This window comes from Campylobacter ureolyticus (genome assembly GCF_027277485.1).
In the GTDB taxonomy this organism is placed as follows: Bacteria; Campylobacterota; Campylobacteria; order Campylobacterales; family Campylobacteraceae; genus Campylobacter_B; species Campylobacter_B ureolyticus_B.
This window is the reverse complement of record NZ_JAPXGQ010000002.1, coordinates 54,191-68,186: the sequence shown is the minus strand read 5'-3', so window position 1 is coordinate 68,186 and position 13,996 is coordinate 54,191. Positions and strand designations below refer to the sequence as shown.

The window sequence follows — 13,996 nt, the reverse complement described above, 5'->3', positions numbered from 1 at the left end:
AAAGGAAGATTTAATGATGAAATTTAGAAAAAATCAGAATAAAGAAAAACAGATACCAAAGGAAAAGAAACCTCGTGTCTACTATAAGGTCAATCCTCATAAAAAGGTTGTGATTGCCTTGTGGGTACTTTTAGGGCTTAGTTTCAGCTTTGCGATATTCAAGCACTTTACAGCTATAGATACTCATACTATTCACGAAACAACTATCATAGAAAAGGAATACGTTGATACTCATCATGTAGAAAATTTTGTAGAGAACTTTGCGAAAGTCTACTATTCATGGGAGCAATCCGATAAGTCCATTGATAATCGAATGGAAAGTCTAAAAGGCTATCTGACAGATGAACTTCAAGCTCTCAATGTTGATACAGTACGCAAAGATATTCCTGTATCGTCTTCTGTAAGAGGATTTCAGATATGGACGGTAGAGCCAACTGGCGACAATGAGTTTAATGTAACCTACAGTGTAGACCAGCTCATTACAGAGGGAGAAAATACAAAGACCGTCCACTCTGCTTATATAGTGAGTGTCTATGTAGATGGTTCTGGAAATATGGTACTGGTTAAGAATCCGACCATTACCAACATACCTAAGAAATCAAGTTATAAACCAAAAGCCATTGAAAGTGAGGGGACGGTTGATTCCATTACAACCAATGAAATCAATGAGTTTTTAACGACGTTCTTCAAGCTCTATCCTACAGCGACAGCCAGTGAACTTTCCTACTATGTGAATGACGGGATATTAAAACCAATCGGAAAAGAGTACATCTTTCAAGAACTGGTAAATCCTATTCACAATCGTAAGGATAATCAAGTCACGGTATCGCTGACAGTGGAGTATATCGACCAGCAGACCAAAGCAACGCAGGTATCTCAATTTGATTTGGTACTTGAAAAGAACGGGAGTAATTGGAAGATTGTAAAATAACAAATATTGGTACATGATTACAGATACTTTGTAATCATGTACTCTCTTTGATAAAAAATTGGAGATTCCTTTACAAATATGCTCTTACGTGCTATAATTTAAGTGACTATTTAAAAGGAGTTAATAAATATGCGGCAAGGTATTCTTAAATAAACTGTCAATTTGATAGTGGGAACAAAAAGTAGCAGTCCCGTTTCACTTTTAATATGGGGCTTAGTTTTTTGTACCCAGTTTAAGAATACTTTTATCATGTAATTTTATATGCCCGAAAACATATAAGTGTTTTGGGGCTATTGGAGTTATTTACCCAGTGATAGGAGTATTTATCACTGGGTATTTTTATGCCCTTTTTTGGGTGTTGATAGGAGGAAAATTACATGAAAATAATTAACTTAGGCATTCTGGCTCACGTTGACGCAGGAAAGACAACATTAACGGAAAGTTTATTGTATACCAGTGGTGCAATTGCAGAACTAGGGAGCGTAGATGAAGGCACAACAAGGACAGATACAATGAATTTGGAGCGTCAAAGGGGAATCACTATCCAGACAGCAGTGACATCTTTTCAGTGGGAGGATGTAAAAGTCAACATTATAGATACGCCAGGCCATATGGATTTCTTAGCAGAAGTATATCGTTCATTATCAGTTTTAGATGGGGCAATTCTACTGATTTCTGCAAAAGATGGCGTACAAGCACAAACTCGTATATTATTTCATGCACTTAGGAAAATGGGGATTCCCACAATCTTTTTTATCAATAAGATTGACCAAAATGGAATTGATTTATCAACGGTTTATCAGGATATTAAAGAGAAACTTTCTGCCGAAATTGTAATCAAACAGAAGGTAGAACTGTATCCTAATATGTGTGTGACGAACTTTACCGAATCTGAACAATGGGATACGGTAATAGAGGGAAACGATGACCTTTTAGAGAAATATATGTCCGGTAAATCATTAGAAGCATTGGAACTCGAACAAGAGGAAAGCATAAGATTTCAGAATTGTTCTCTGTTCCCTGTTTATCACGGAAGTGCAAAAAACAATATAGGGATTGATAACCTTATAGAAGTGATTACGAATAAATTTTATTCATCAACACATCGAGGTCAGTCTGAACTTTGCGGAAAAGTTTTCAAAATTGAGTATTCGGAAAAAAGACAGCGTCTTGCATATATACGTCTTTATAGTGGCGTACTGCATTTGCGAGATCCGGTTAGAATATCGGAAAAGGAAAAAATAAAAATTACAGAAATGTATACTTCAATAAATGGTGAATTATGTAAAATCGATAAGGCTTATTCTGGAGAAATTGTTATTTTGCAAAATGAGTTTTTGAAGTTAAATAGTGTTCTTGGAGATACAAAACTATTGCCACAGAGAAAAAAGATTGAAAATCCGCACCCTCTACTACAAACAACTGTTGAACCGAGTAAACCTGAACAGAGAGAAATGTTGCTTGATGCCCTTTTGGAAATCTCAGATAGTGATCCGCTTCTACGATATTACGTGGATTCTACGACACATGAAATTATACTTTCTTTCTTAGGGAAAGTACAAATGGAAGTGATTAGTGCACTGTTGCAAGAAAAGTATCATGTGGAGATAGAACTAAAAGAGCCTACAGTCATTTATATGGAGAGACCGTTAAAAAATGCAGAATATACCATTCACATCGAAGTGCCGCCAAATCCTTTCTGGGCTTCCATTGGTTTATCTGTATCACCGCTTCCGTTGGGAAGTGGAATGCAGTATGAGAGCTCGGTTTCTCTTGGATACTTAGATCAATCATTTCAAAATGCAGTTATGGAAGGGATACGCTATGGTTGCGAACAAGGATTATATGGTTGGAATGTGACGGACTGTAAAATCTGTTTTAAGTATGGCTTATACTATAGCCCTGTTAGTACCCCAGCAGATTTTCGGATGCTTGCTCCTATTGTATTGGAACAAGTCTTAAAAAAAGCTGGAACAGAATTGTTAGAGCCATATCTTAGTTTTAAAATTTATGCGCCACAGGAATATCTTTCACGAGCATACAACGATGCTCCTAAATATTGTGCGAACATCGTAGACACTCAATTGAAAAATAATGAGGTCATTCTTAGTGGAGAAATCCCTGCTCGGTGTATTCAAGAATATCGTAGTGATTTAACTTTCTTTACAAATGGACGTAGTGTTTGTTTAACAGAGTTAAAAGGGTACCATGTTACTACCGGTGAACCTGTTTGCCAGCCCCGTCGTCCAAATAGTCGGATAGATAAAGTACGATATATGTTCAATAAAATAACTTAGTGTATTTTATGTTGTTATATAAATATGGTTTCTTGTTAAATAAGATGAAATATTTTTTAATAAAGATTTGAATTAAAGTGTAAAGGAGGAGATAGTTATTATAAACTACAAGTGGATATTGTGTCCTGTATGTGGAAATAAAACACGATTAAAGATAAGGGAAGATACTGAATTAAAAAAATTCCCCCTCTATTGTCCGAAATGCAGACAAGAAAATTTAATTGAAATAAAGCAGTTCAAAGTAACTGTGATTACAGAGCCAGACGCAAAGACGCAGAGCCGATAAAATGAGATTAATACAATCTCATTTTATCGGCTCTTTCCGTTATGTATGGATTCTTTTAATTAGTCTTCGATGTTTCTTGCTTCGTTGATACCGCTGGCTAAAGATTCCATTAAGGATAGTTCTTTGTCTGTAAAGCTATCCATGTATTTCTCTATCTGTAATCGTCGGGTGCTTTTTACCAAGTTATTAGCAGGTAAGAAAAATTCATCAACGGAAACATGAAGTAACGATACAAGGTCATAAAGAACTTGTATGCTGGGGTGTTGCCCTTTATTTTCAATATTAGTTAAGTACCGTGGGTCAATTTCAATCAATGCTCCCACTTGTTCACGAGTTAAACCTCGTTTCAATCGAGCTTCTTTAATGGCTAAACCAAAGGCTCTAAAATCATATTTATCTTCTTTTTTACGCATAGTAGACCACCTCTATACATTTTATTGTTCCTACTGAATTAAAAACAGGTATAGAAAAACGTGTTATATGGTTTATAGGTTTATATTTAATAAAAAGCACTACTAAACGCCAATAAAAAAAACCGTTATATGGTAGTGCTATTTACGCTGTTAAAATATTGTATATTACTTCCAAATGGCGGTTTGTTGGAGGTCAACGTCGCCATGAAGTACATCATATACAATAAATTTCCTTACATTGGGTTCTTGTCAAAAAAAGTCGTCTATCTGCAATAGATAAGTACGTCCACCAATGTGGTTTTATAAATCATATAGATAGAATAACAGAAGCATGTAAACAGAGAAATAAATCTGTTTATATGCTTTTTTGGCTATTCAGAACTTTTTTACAAAGTTTATTTATCAGTAATGCAACAAATCCCCCTTTCACATTGGGACTAAGAGTGAAAGGAGATAAACGAGCAAGGCTCACTTCCTTTCCTAGACAGAAAGGGGGTGAGAAACATGAAACCATCTTCTTTTCAGACCACAATAGAAAATCAGTTTGACTATATCTGTAAACGTGCTATGGAAGACGAGCGAAAGAATTATATGCTTTATCTTTCAAGGATTGCAAAGCGTGAGGTGTCCTTTTCGGATGTTGGCGATTATCTTGTTAGCCAGTTTGCGACAACAGATAACTATTCAACTGACTTTCAGATTTTTACACTCAATGGGTTATCAGTAGGCGTTGAAAATGATTTGTTGAGTGAAGCATTACGTGAGTTGCCAGACAAGAAACGTGAAATTCTACTGCTGTTTTACTTTATGGACATGAGCGATTCAGAAATTGCAGACCTGTTGAAATTGAACCGTTCTACTGTCTATCGGCATAGAACCAGTGGACTAGCCTTAATTAAAAAGTTTATGGAGGAATTTGAAGAATGAAAACACAATATCCTATGATTCCCTTTCCTCTCATTGTAAAGGCAACAGATGGCGATACCGAAGCGATTAACCAGATTCTACATCATTACAGAGGGTACATAACGAAGCGTTCCCTACGACTTATGAAAGATGAATATGGCAATCAAAGTATGGTCGTTGATGAAGTCTTACGTGGAAGAATGGAAACCAGACTGATTACAAAGATTTTGTCATTTGAAATTAAGTAATATCCTCTCTCCTTTCGTGGAAGCGTGCTAAACCATTCCACGCTTCCCGAACAGGGAGGTTTGTTATTCCACCAAAGCATATTGAGCTTTCAATGTGTTTTGATAGGCTAACGAGCCATTGTTCTTTGAAAACTGAATAAAAGTAATCGAATACGTTTCGATAAGAAAAGAGCCAACGGAACTAACCGCCATGACCTATCTTATAAAGATAGCGAGCGATTCATGTTAGTGATCCGAGAAGCAATCTTTAGCAGGATTGCCTGCAACGACATTCTTATCGTGATAATGATACTCCCATACAGTCAATAGTCCGAGCGTGATAAAACCGTCGCAGGCAATGAGTATGGCTACATGAGAACCATGCAGGGGTGGAACTCCCGTGAGCTTTGCTAAAGCTGTTCGATTGCTGGTAAAACAACTTTTATGAAATCCAAATAAGTGATTTGGAAAGGAGGATTTTATGAAGCAGACTGACATTCCTATTTGGGAACGTTATACCCTAACCATTGAAGAAGCGTCAAAATATTTTCGTATTGGCGAAAACAAGCTACGACGCTTGGCAGAGGAAAATAAAAATGCAAATTGGCTGATTATGAATGGCAATCGTATTCAGATTAAACGAAAACAATTTGAAAAAATTATAGATACATTGGACGCAATCTAGCGTCGCCAAAGGGTCTTGTATATGATAAAATAGTATTAAGTCGTATCAAGGCTCTTTCCATAAAGGAAAGGAGCAAATGCCATGTCAGAAAAAAGACGTGACAATAAAGGTCGAATCTTAAAGACTGGAGAGAGCCAACGAAAAGACGGAAGATACTTATACAAATATATAGATTCATTTGGAGAACCGCAATTTGTTTACTCGTGGAAACTTGTGGCTACAGACCGAGTACCAGCAGGAAAGCGTGATTGTATCTCACTTAGAGAGAAAATCGCAGAGTTACAGAAAGACATTCATGATGGTATTGATGTTGTAGGAAAGAAAATGACACTCTGCCAGCTTTACGCAAAACAGAACGCTCAAAGACCAAAGGTTAGAAAAAACACTGAAACTGGACGCAAATATCTTATGGATATTTTGAAGAAAGACAAGTTAGGTGTAAGAAGTATTGACAGTATTAAGCCATCAGACGCTAAAGAATGGGCTATTAGAATGAGTGAAAATGGTTATGCTTATCAAACCATCAATAACTACAAACGTTCTTTAAAGGCTTCATTCTATATTGCTATACAAGATGATTGTGTTCGGAAGAATCCATTTGACTTTCAACTGAAAGCAGTTCTTGATGATGATACTGTCCCTAAGACCGTACTAACAGAAGAACAGGAAGAAAAACTGTTAGCCTTTGCAAAAGCTGATAAAACCTACAGCAAAAATTATGATGAAATTCTGATACTCTTAAAAACAGGTCTTCGTATTTCAGAGTTTGGTGGTTTGACACTTCCAGATTTAGATTTTGAGAATCGTCTTGTCAATATAGACCATCAGCTATTGAGAGATACTGAAATTGGGTACTACATTGAAACACCAAAGACCAAAAGTGGCGAACGTCAAGTTCCTATGGTTGAAGAAGCCTATCAAGCATTTAAGCGAGTGTTAGCGAATCGAAAGAATGATAAGCGTGTTGAGATTGATGGATATAGTGATTTCCTCTTTCTTAATAGAAAGAACTATCCAAAAGTGGCAAGTGATTACAACGGCATGATGAAAGGTCTTGTTAAGAAATACAATAAGTATAACGAGGATAAATTGCCACACATCACTCCACATAGTTTGCGACATACATTCTGTACCAACTATGCAAATGCAGGAATGAATCCAAAGGCATTACAGTACATTATGGGACATGCTAATATAGCCATGACGCTGAACTATTACGCACATGCAACATTCGATTCTGCAATGGCAGAAATGAAACGCTTGAATAAAGAGAAGCAACAGGAGCGTCTTGTTGCTTAGTAGTACAAATGAATTTACTACTTATTTACCACTTCTGACAGCTAAGACATGAGGAAATATGCAAAGAAACGTGAAGTATCTTCCTACAGTAAAAATACTCGAAAGCACATAGAATAAGGCTTTACGAGCATTTAAGAAAATATAAAAAGATAATTAGAAATTTATACTTTGTTTAATTATAAAAAATTTATATATTTGTTATAAAAAAGAAATGTAATAGTTTTATTTAAAATTATTTTGTATAATACATTCACTTTATTAAAGGAATAGAAAATTGAAAAAAATAATTTTTATTTTATGTTTTGGTAGTTGTGTGCTTTTTGGCAAAATTTCAAATATTTTGGTTACACCTGAAGCGTTAAATGATGTTTTACTTATTGATGTAAGAACAAAAGAAGAGTTTAAAAGCTTTCATATAGCCGGTGCTTTAAATATTCCTATAACAACTGAAAATGGTTATAATGCTAATTTTTTAAATGAGTTAGAAGATTTGAACATTGATAAGAATAAAAAGATAGCTGTTATTTGCAGAAGTGGTGCAAGATCTAGTGCAGCTGCAAAACTACTTGATAAAAATGGCTATAAAGATGTAGTAAATTTAAAAGGTGGCGTTGAGAGATTAGCTAAAGAATATAATTATAAATTCATAAAAGAGTAGAAAAATCTACTCTTTTACTTTTTAAATTGCTTTTTGTATAAAACTAGTTAGAATGCTAGTAAATTCATCTGTGTTTTCTATTGTGGTGCCTTCTTGAATTTTCGCAACCCCTAAAAGAACTTTTGCTACATCGTTTAATACCATATTATTATCTTTTAGTTTTTTTATAATTTCATGGTTTGGGTTTATTTCTAAAATTGGTAGAATTTTTGGCAGATTATCCTGTCCCATTTGTTTTAAAATTTGTTGTGTTGCAAAGTCTGGATCATTTTCATCATAAACCAAACACGAAGCTGATTTATTAAGTCTTGAGGTTACTCTTACATCTTTTACTTCATCTTTTAGAGCTTCTTTTATTTTTTCTGTAAGTTCTTTAAAGTCATCTTGATTTAACTCTTCTTTAAATTCAGCACTTGTTACTGGCTTAATAGGAGTTTTATCATATTCATAAACCATAGGCATAATAATGGCATCTATCTCGTCATCGCAGATTAAAACCTCAATGTTATTTTTATTAAAATTTTCAAGAAGAGGGGAATTTTTCAAAGTCTTAGCATTTTTTCCAGTGATATAATAAATTTCTTTTTGATCTTTTTGCATATTTTCTTTATATTCTTTTAAACTTATAAAACCATCTTTTTTATTTGATTTAAATAGTACTAAGTCTAAAATTTCATTTTTATATGGTGTAAAACCATAAAGCCCCTCTTTTAAAACTTTTCCAAAAAGCGAATAGAATTTTAAGTATTTTTCAAAATCTTTTTCCTTTAAATTTTTTAACTCAGATAGAATTTTTTTAATACTTGCCTCTTTTACGTTTTGCATTATAATGTTTTCTTGTAAAATTTCCCTACTTACATTAAGTGGTAAATCTTCAACGTCGATTATGCCTCTTACAAATCTTAAATATGATGGTAAAAGCTCTTTTTCATCATCGGTTATAAAAACCCTTTTTACATAAAGCTTAACACCACTTTGATAATCAACTCTATATAAATCAAAAGGCTCAATGCTAGGAATGTAAAAAAGTGTTGAGTATTCTATTTTTCCTTCAGCTTTTGTATGTATATATAAAAGTGGGTCTTTGCTATCGTGACTGATTTGCTTGTAAAAGTCATTGTAATCAGCCGGCTTTAACGCACTTTTTGGCATTTGCCACAATGCACTTGCTTTATTTACTTGAATATTTTTTATCTCTGTGTGACCCTCTTTTTCTCCATCTTTTGGTGGGATATAGTCGCTTTTATCCATAAAAATTGGATAAGGGATGTGATTTGAATATTTTTTAATAATATTTTCTAGCGTATACTCATCTAAAAATTCATCATTTTTCATATAAAGAGTTATTTTTGTTCCAAAGTTTTCCATTTTTGCTGGCTCAACACTAAAATTTGTAGCATCACTTTTCCATATATTTGCATCATTGGTTAAAGCTTTTTTACTCATTACTTCTATTCGATCAGCAACCATGAAAGCAGAGTAAAATCCAACTCCAAATTGTCCTATTAGGTTTGAATCTTTTTTAATATCGCCACTTAAATTTGATAAAAATCCTTTTGTTCCACTTCTTGCTATTGTTCCAAGATTATTGATCAAATCTTCTTTATCCATTCCAATGCCGTTATCACTTATAATTAGAGTTTTTTTATCTTTATTAAACTCAATATTTATTTTTGGAGTATAAGAAAGCGCTTTATATTTATCATCTGTAAGACATAGATAATTTAGCTTGTCAAGCGCATCACTTGCATTTGATATAAGCTCTCTTAAAAAAATTTCTTTATTTGAGTAAAGTGAGTGAATCATTAAATGTAAAAGTTCGCTAACTTCAGTTTGAAATTCATGTTTTTGTTCCATAATTATTCCTTTTTATTTCAAATTTTTAGCAGATTATACAACAAAGTGATTAAAATTGCAAGAAATAATATATTTTTATAAAGTAAGTTGATATTATTACTATCAACTTACTGAGTGTTAAAATTTAAAATTATTTTTTAATTAAATATTTACTATTTACCCAGCCAATTTTTCCATTTTCGAAAAGAACTTTATAGTAATTCTTGTTCTGCTCAAAAATTTCAACACTTTCATCACTGTTAGGCATATAAAAAATAGTTGATTTTTCAATAGGTAAAATTTTAACTTTTGCATCTTTGCTTACAATTCCAACATTATGAGGATCTTTATTATATATATGAAATCCTATCAAAATACAAGCAAATATGAGTGGTGTGGTATTTTTACTAAAAATATATAAAAACAAAAGCAATATAACACCCACATAAAGAGCAGTTTTTTTATAAGCATAAAATGGATCATTTTGTGGATTTAACTCTGTTTGGGTACTCAAATCATCAACTTCAAGCTTAATACCCAAAGAAAAACTTTCAAATTGTTTCGTTTTAGCATTGAAATAGGAAAAATCAAATTTTTTTATATTATTATTAAAAACAACAAAGTAAAAGCCTTTTTGATTTTGATACCCACCTTTTGTTGAAGTCATACCTTGTCTTATGATATTTTCATTATTTATATAAAAGCTTTTTAAATTTGTATTTTTTGAAGATAATTCAATAGTCATAATATTTGAATTTGCATCAAATTTTGCTGTTTTGTAGTTTAATACTTTTAATTCATCAGCTACAATATGGGCATAACCATTTTTTTCTTCTATAGGTAGAATTTTAGGAAGTTTAGGGCTTATGTTTGCTTTTTGAAAAAATTCTCCGTTTCTTTTTGCTATAATTGAAATCTTATTTAAACTTGCATTTGTCTCTTTTGCTTCAAACCAAAGCTTAGTTGAATAAACGCCATTTATATCTTTATCCCAGTTTATTTTTCCTTCATTTAACCACTCCAAATTCGGAGTTTTGTCAACTGTTAAATTTAAATCTAAACTTATGTTTTGTTGAATATCTGCATTGAAATTTATGCTAAAAATTTGATTTTGATAAACGTTTTTAGGAACATTTCTAGTTGATAGTAAAAAATCGGTTACTCTTACTTCTTGATAAATCAATGAATCATCAAGCTCCAAATTACCATCTTCGTTTGGTGCAATTTGTTTTAAATCATCAAGTGTAAGAGTATCTTTATTTAAAATTTCATCAGTTGTTTTTGCTGATTGGTTTGAATTTTTTTCTAAAAGTTCATTTGAAGAAACTGGCTTTATGCTTTTCAAAAACTCTATATCAACATCTTGTGCAAAAACAAAACTAGTAAAAATGAGTAAAAAAACTACTCTTAACAAAGAAAACCTTTTAGCATTTTAACGCCATCACTACCACCTAAAATTTCCTCACAAGCACGCTCTGGATGTGGCATAAGACCAAATATTTTTTTATTTTTATCACAAATTCCAGCTATATTTAAAACCGAACCATTTGGGTTTGATTCATTTGTTATTTTTCCAAACTCATCACAATATTTTAAAATAATTTGATCATTTTCTTCTAAACTTTTAATAGTTTTTTCATCAGCATAATAATTTCCCTCGCCATGAGCTATTGGTATATTTAAAACCTCGTCTTTACTGCATTTTGAAAGAAATTTATTATTGTTTGAAATAACTTTTAAGTTTTGAAATTTAGAAATAAAATTTAAATTTTTATTTTTTAACATTGCGCCTTCTAGAAGTTTTAACTCTAAAAGCATTTGAAATCCATTGCAAATTCCTAAAATATAACCACCTTTTTTTGCATGGTTTAAAACCTCACTCATAGCTGGACTAAATTTAGAAATAGCAGCTGTTCTTAAGTAATCTCCATAGCTAAATCCACCAGGCAGTACAACCAAATCAGCACAAAATTTGTCTTGCTTATGATTTATTATCTCACACTTAAAGCCAAGTTTATCAAAAGCATATTTTGTATCTTCATCACAGTTAGTTCCTGGAAATTTTATAATTACTACTTTCATAAAACTATCTCATAATCTTCAATAACTGTATTTGCAAGAAGCTCTTCACACATTTTAGTAACTTCTTTTTTTGCATCATCTTCATTTTTTTTATCAAGATCAAAAACAATTTGCTTACCAATTCTTACATTTTTAACATTAAAACCGAGTGAGCAAAGAGCATCCTGCGTGGCTTTACCAGCAGGATCTAAAACTAAATCTTTTAATTTTATATTTACAATTACTTTCATACTTTTACCCTAAAATTCTTCTTAAAACTTCTTCATAAGCAACTTTGACATTGCCAAGATCTTGTCTAAATCTATCTTTATCAAGTTTTTCGTTTGTATTTTTATCCCAAAATCTGCAGCTATCAGGACTTATCTCATCAGCTAGAATAATTTCGCCATCTTTTGTCTTTCCAAACTCGATTTTAAAATCAACCAATTTTAAATCTTTTTTATCAAAAAAATCTTTTAAAATTTTATTTATTTTCTTAGCTTCTGTTTTTAAAATTTCAAGTTCATCTTTTGTTTTAACAGCGTCTAAAAGCAAACAGTGTTCATCATTTAAAATAGGATCGTTTAGTTCATCGTTTTTATAACAAAACTCAACTAATGTAAAAGGAAGAATTGTGCCATCTTTTATGCCAAGTCTTTTTGTAAGACTTCCTGTTGCAATATTTCTAACGACAACTTCAAGAGGGATAATTTTACATTTTCTAACTACTTGATTTATATCATCGATTTTTTTTACCAAATCTGTCTTGATGCCATGTTTTTCCAAAAGTTTAAAAATCTCAGTGCTTATTTTATTGTTTAATGCACCTTTTCCACTTTCTTCGGCTTTTTTAACACCATTAAATGCAGTTAAAGAGTCCTTAAACTCAGCTATTAAAAGATCATCATCTTCTTTTACACTCCACATCTTTTTAGCTTTTCCTTCATAGATTAGCTTGTCTTTTGTCATTTTCCATCCTTTGTAAGATTTAAAACCTTTATAGTGTCAACAGCAGTTTTAAGTTGCATATCATCATAAAGATCTTTTTTTGTTATTATTTTTTCTTTGTTTTTTTCTTTAGTATTTGTTTTGTTATGGTCTAAATTTATAGTTTTATTGCTTTCTGTTTTATTATCATCAATTTTTTGAAGTTCGTTTTCAAGATGTTGTTTTAGATCAGTTTCTTTTATAATAAATGCCTTATCATCATTAGGAACTTTTCCATAAAATACCTCAAGATCTGGCGTAACACCTTTATTTTGTATAGTTCGTCCACTTGGTAGATAATATCTTGCTATTGTCATTTTTAGAGCTTCTTTTTCATTTAATGGAAGTATAACTTGAACACTTCCTTTGCCAAAAGTTTCTTCTCCTATTACAACAGCTCTTTTTAAATCTTGCAAAGCTCCACTTACGATTTCACTTGCACTAGCACTTCCGCTATTTACCAAGACAACAAGAGGTAAGTCAGTAATTTTTTCATCTTTTTTTGCGCTATATTCAAGATTTTCTTTTGCATCTCTTCCTTTTTGAGATACTATCACGCCTTTATCAACAAATAAATTTGTAAGTCCAATTGCTTGATCTAAAAGTCCACCTGGATTATTTCTAAGATCTAAGATTATACCTTTTGCATTTTTATTATTTTTAGCAAATTCTTTTATAAATTTAGCTGATTCTTTTGTAACTTTTTGATCAAAATTTGTAACTCTTAAATATAAAATATCTTCATCTTCTATATTCTTTGCATAAACAGAATCAACTTTTATAATATCTCTTATTATGTTTATATCAAATGGACGAGGCTCTCCTTTTCTTACTATTGTTATTGTTATTGGAGTTTTTGGTTTTCCACGCATTTTACTAACTGCTTCTTCTAGGGTTATGCCTAAAGTTGCATTTCCATCAATTCTTAATATAACGTCATTTGATTTTACACCAGCTTTGTCAGCAGGAGTTCCTTCAATAGGTGATATTACAGTCAAAGCTCCATCTTTCATGCCAACTGTTATGCCAAGTCCTCCAAACTCTCCTTGAGTTTGAACCTTTGTATCTTCAAATGCTTTTTCATCTAAAAAGCCAGAATGTGCATCTAGGTTTGTCATTAGGCCAGAAATTGCTTTGTTAATAATTTCTGAAAAAGTAAGTTCATCAGCATAACTACTCTCAACAGTTGTAATAACTCTTGTAAATTTAGCTAAACTCTCAAGCTTTGTTTCTTCTTTTTCAGGTTTTTTTGGTGTTTGTGCATTTAAATTTGTTGATATAACAACTGATGTGACTATGGCAGAAAATATGCCAAAACTTAAAATTTTACTTCTTTGTTTCAATCCATTCTCCAAATATAATTTTATGTGGGAATTTTAGCATAAATCAATAAAATTTAGATAAATAATT

General features: G+C 32.0%; 15 protein-coding genes. 8 read left to right on the top strand and 7 right to left on the bottom strand.

Going from position 1 to position 13,996, the window contains the following annotated elements:
* The first annotated feature begins 13 nt into the window (after positions 1–13).
* The 3 genes from O6B72_RS01330 to O6B72_RS01320 all read left to right on the top strand — a co-directional run bounded on the left by O6B72_RS01330 (position 14) and on the right by O6B72_RS01320 (position 3,514).
* Positions 14–931: a conjugal transfer protein gene (locus tag O6B72_RS01330; protein WP_000975336.1), complete on the top strand. Its 918-nt coding sequence runs from the start codon at positions 14–16 to the stop codon at positions 929–931.
* A 377-nt stretch (positions 932–1,308) separates the two neighbouring features.
* Complete coding sequence (tet(M), locus tag O6B72_RS01325) at positions 1,309–3,228, top strand: tetracycline resistance ribosomal protection protein Tet(M) (RefSeq protein ID WP_269491991.1); 1,920 nt, start codon at positions 1,309–1,311, stop codon at positions 3,226–3,228.
* A 118-nt stretch (positions 3,229–3,346) separates the two neighbouring features.
* The gene (locus O6B72_RS01320; RefSeq protein ID WP_000336323.1) at positions 3,347–3,514 is read left to right on the top strand and encodes a cysteine-rich KTR domain-containing protein; all 168 of its coding nucleotides are present in this window, start codon (positions 3,347–3,349) and stop codon (positions 3,512–3,514) included.
* Between the two features lie 59 nt (positions 3,515–3,573).
* Here the strand turns inward: O6B72_RS01320 and O6B72_RS01315 are convergent, their stop codons facing one another.
* On the bottom strand, positions 3,574–3,927 hold the full coding sequence (locus O6B72_RS01315) for a helix-turn-helix transcriptional regulator (RefSeq protein ID WP_001227347.1): 354 nt from the start codon (positions 3,925–3,927) through the stop codon (positions 3,574–3,576).
* Between the two features lie 504 nt (positions 3,928–4,431).
* On the opposite strand from O6B72_RS01315, the gene O6B72_RS01310 reads away from it, so the two are divergent.
* The 5 genes from O6B72_RS01310 (at position 4,432) to O6B72_RS01290 (ending at position 7,702) form a co-directional block, all read left to right on the top strand.
* Positions 4,432–4,854: a sigma-70 family RNA polymerase sigma factor gene (locus tag O6B72_RS01310; RefSeq protein ID WP_000804885.1), complete on the top strand. Its 423-nt coding sequence runs from the start codon at positions 4,432–4,434 to the stop codon at positions 4,852–4,854.
* The gene (locus tag O6B72_RS01305; RefSeq protein WP_000857133.1) at positions 4,851–5,081 is read left to right on the top strand and encodes a helix-turn-helix domain-containing protein; all 231 of its coding nucleotides are present in this window, start codon (positions 4,851–4,853) and stop codon (positions 5,079–5,081) included. The genes O6B72_RS01310 and O6B72_RS01305 overlap by 4 nt, the downstream gene beginning before the upstream one ends.
* 460 nt (positions 5,082–5,541) lie before the next feature.
* Positions 5,542–5,745 (top strand): excisionase, encoded by a 204-nt coding sequence (locus O6B72_RS01300; protein ID WP_000814511.1) that lies wholly within the window; start codon positions 5,542–5,544, stop codon positions 5,743–5,745.
* 81 nt (positions 5,746–5,826) lie between these two features.
* Positions 5,827–7,044 (top strand): tyrosine-type recombinase/integrase, encoded by a 1,218-nt coding sequence (locus O6B72_RS01295; protein WP_001291561.1) that lies wholly within the window; start codon positions 5,827–5,829, stop codon positions 7,042–7,044.
* A 274-nt stretch (positions 7,045–7,318) separates the two neighbouring features.
* Positions 7,319–7,702 carry a rhodanese-like domain-containing protein gene (locus O6B72_RS01290; protein ID WP_269491990.1) on the top strand — a complete coding sequence of 128 codons (384 nt, stop codon included), beginning with the start codon at positions 7,319–7,321 and terminating at the stop codon, positions 7,700–7,702.
* A 21-nt stretch (positions 7,703–7,723) separates the two neighbouring features.
* Here the strand turns inward: O6B72_RS01290 and htpG are convergent, their stop codons facing one another.
* The 6 genes from htpG to O6B72_RS01260 form a co-directional block, all read right to left on the bottom strand.
* Positions 7,724–9,559 carry a molecular chaperone HtpG gene (gene htpG / locus O6B72_RS01285; protein WP_269491989.1) on the bottom strand — a complete coding sequence of 612 codons (1,836 nt, stop codon included), beginning with the start codon at positions 9,557–9,559 and terminating at the stop codon, positions 7,724–7,726.
* Between the two features lie 130 nt (positions 9,560–9,689).
* On the bottom strand, positions 9,690–10,952 hold the full coding sequence (locus O6B72_RS01280) for an SH3 domain-containing protein (protein ID WP_269491988.1): 1,263 nt from the start codon (positions 10,950–10,952) through the stop codon (positions 9,690–9,692).
* Positions 10,946–11,620: a phosphoribosylformylglycinamidine synthase I gene (gene purQ / locus O6B72_RS01275; protein WP_269491987.1), complete on the bottom strand. Its 675-nt coding sequence runs from the start codon at positions 11,618–11,620 to the stop codon at positions 10,946–10,948. Before purQ ends, O6B72_RS01280 begins: the two co-directional genes overlap by 7 nt.
* Entirely contained in the window at positions 11,617–11,850 is a 234-nt protein-coding gene (purS, locus tag O6B72_RS01270) for a phosphoribosylformylglycinamidine synthase subunit PurS (protein WP_018713193.1), read from the bottom strand. Before purS ends, purQ begins: the two co-directional genes overlap by 4 nt.
* Positions 11,851–11,854: 4 nt before the next feature.
* The gene (gene purC, locus O6B72_RS01265; protein ID WP_018713192.1) at positions 11,855–12,568 is read right to left on the bottom strand and encodes a phosphoribosylaminoimidazolesuccinocarboxamide synthase; all 714 of its coding nucleotides are present in this window, start codon (positions 12,566–12,568) and stop codon (positions 11,855–11,857) included.
* Positions 12,565–13,929 (bottom strand): S41 family peptidase, encoded by a 1,365-nt coding sequence (locus tag O6B72_RS01260; RefSeq protein WP_269491986.1) that lies wholly within the window; start codon positions 13,927–13,929, stop codon positions 12,565–12,567. Before O6B72_RS01260 ends, purC begins: the two co-directional genes overlap by 4 nt.
* Positions 13,930–13,996: the final 67 nt, after the last annotated feature.

Coding starts and splice junctions, on each gene's coding strand:
- O6B72_RS01330 (WP_000975336.1), top strand. CDS start 14: ATGATGAAATTTAGAAAAAATCAGAATAAAGAAAAACAGATACCAAAG.
- O6B72_RS01315 (WP_001227347.1), bottom strand. CDS start 3,927: ATGCGTAAAAAAGAAGATAAATATGATTTTAGAGCCTTTGGTTTAGCC.
- O6B72_RS01310 (WP_000804885.1), top strand. CDS start 4,432: ATGAAACCATCTTCTTTTCAGACCACAATAGAAAATCAGTTTGACTAT.
- O6B72_RS01305 (WP_000857133.1), top strand. CDS start 4,851: ATGAAAACACAATATCCTATGATTCCCTTTCCTCTCATTGTAAAGGCA.
- O6B72_RS01300 (WP_000814511.1), top strand. CDS start 5,542: ATGAAGCAGACTGACATTCCTATTTGGGAACGTTATACCCTAACCATT.
- O6B72_RS01295 (WP_001291561.1), top strand. CDS start 5,827: ATGTCAGAAAAAAGACGTGACAATAAAGGTCGAATCTTAAAGACTGGA.
- htpG (WP_269491989.1), bottom strand. CDS start 9,559: ATGGAACAAAAACATGAATTTCAAACTGAAGTTAGCGAACTTTTACAT.
- purQ (WP_269491987.1), bottom strand. CDS start 11,620: ATGAAAGTAGTAATTATAAAATTTCCAGGAACTAACTGTGATGAAGAT.
- purS (WP_018713193.1), bottom strand. CDS start 11,850: ATGAAAGTAATTGTAAATATAAAATTAAAAGATTTAGTTTTAGATCCT.
- purC (WP_018713192.1), bottom strand. CDS start 12,568: ATGACAAAAGACAAGCTAATCTATGAAGGAAAAGCTAAAAAGATGTGG.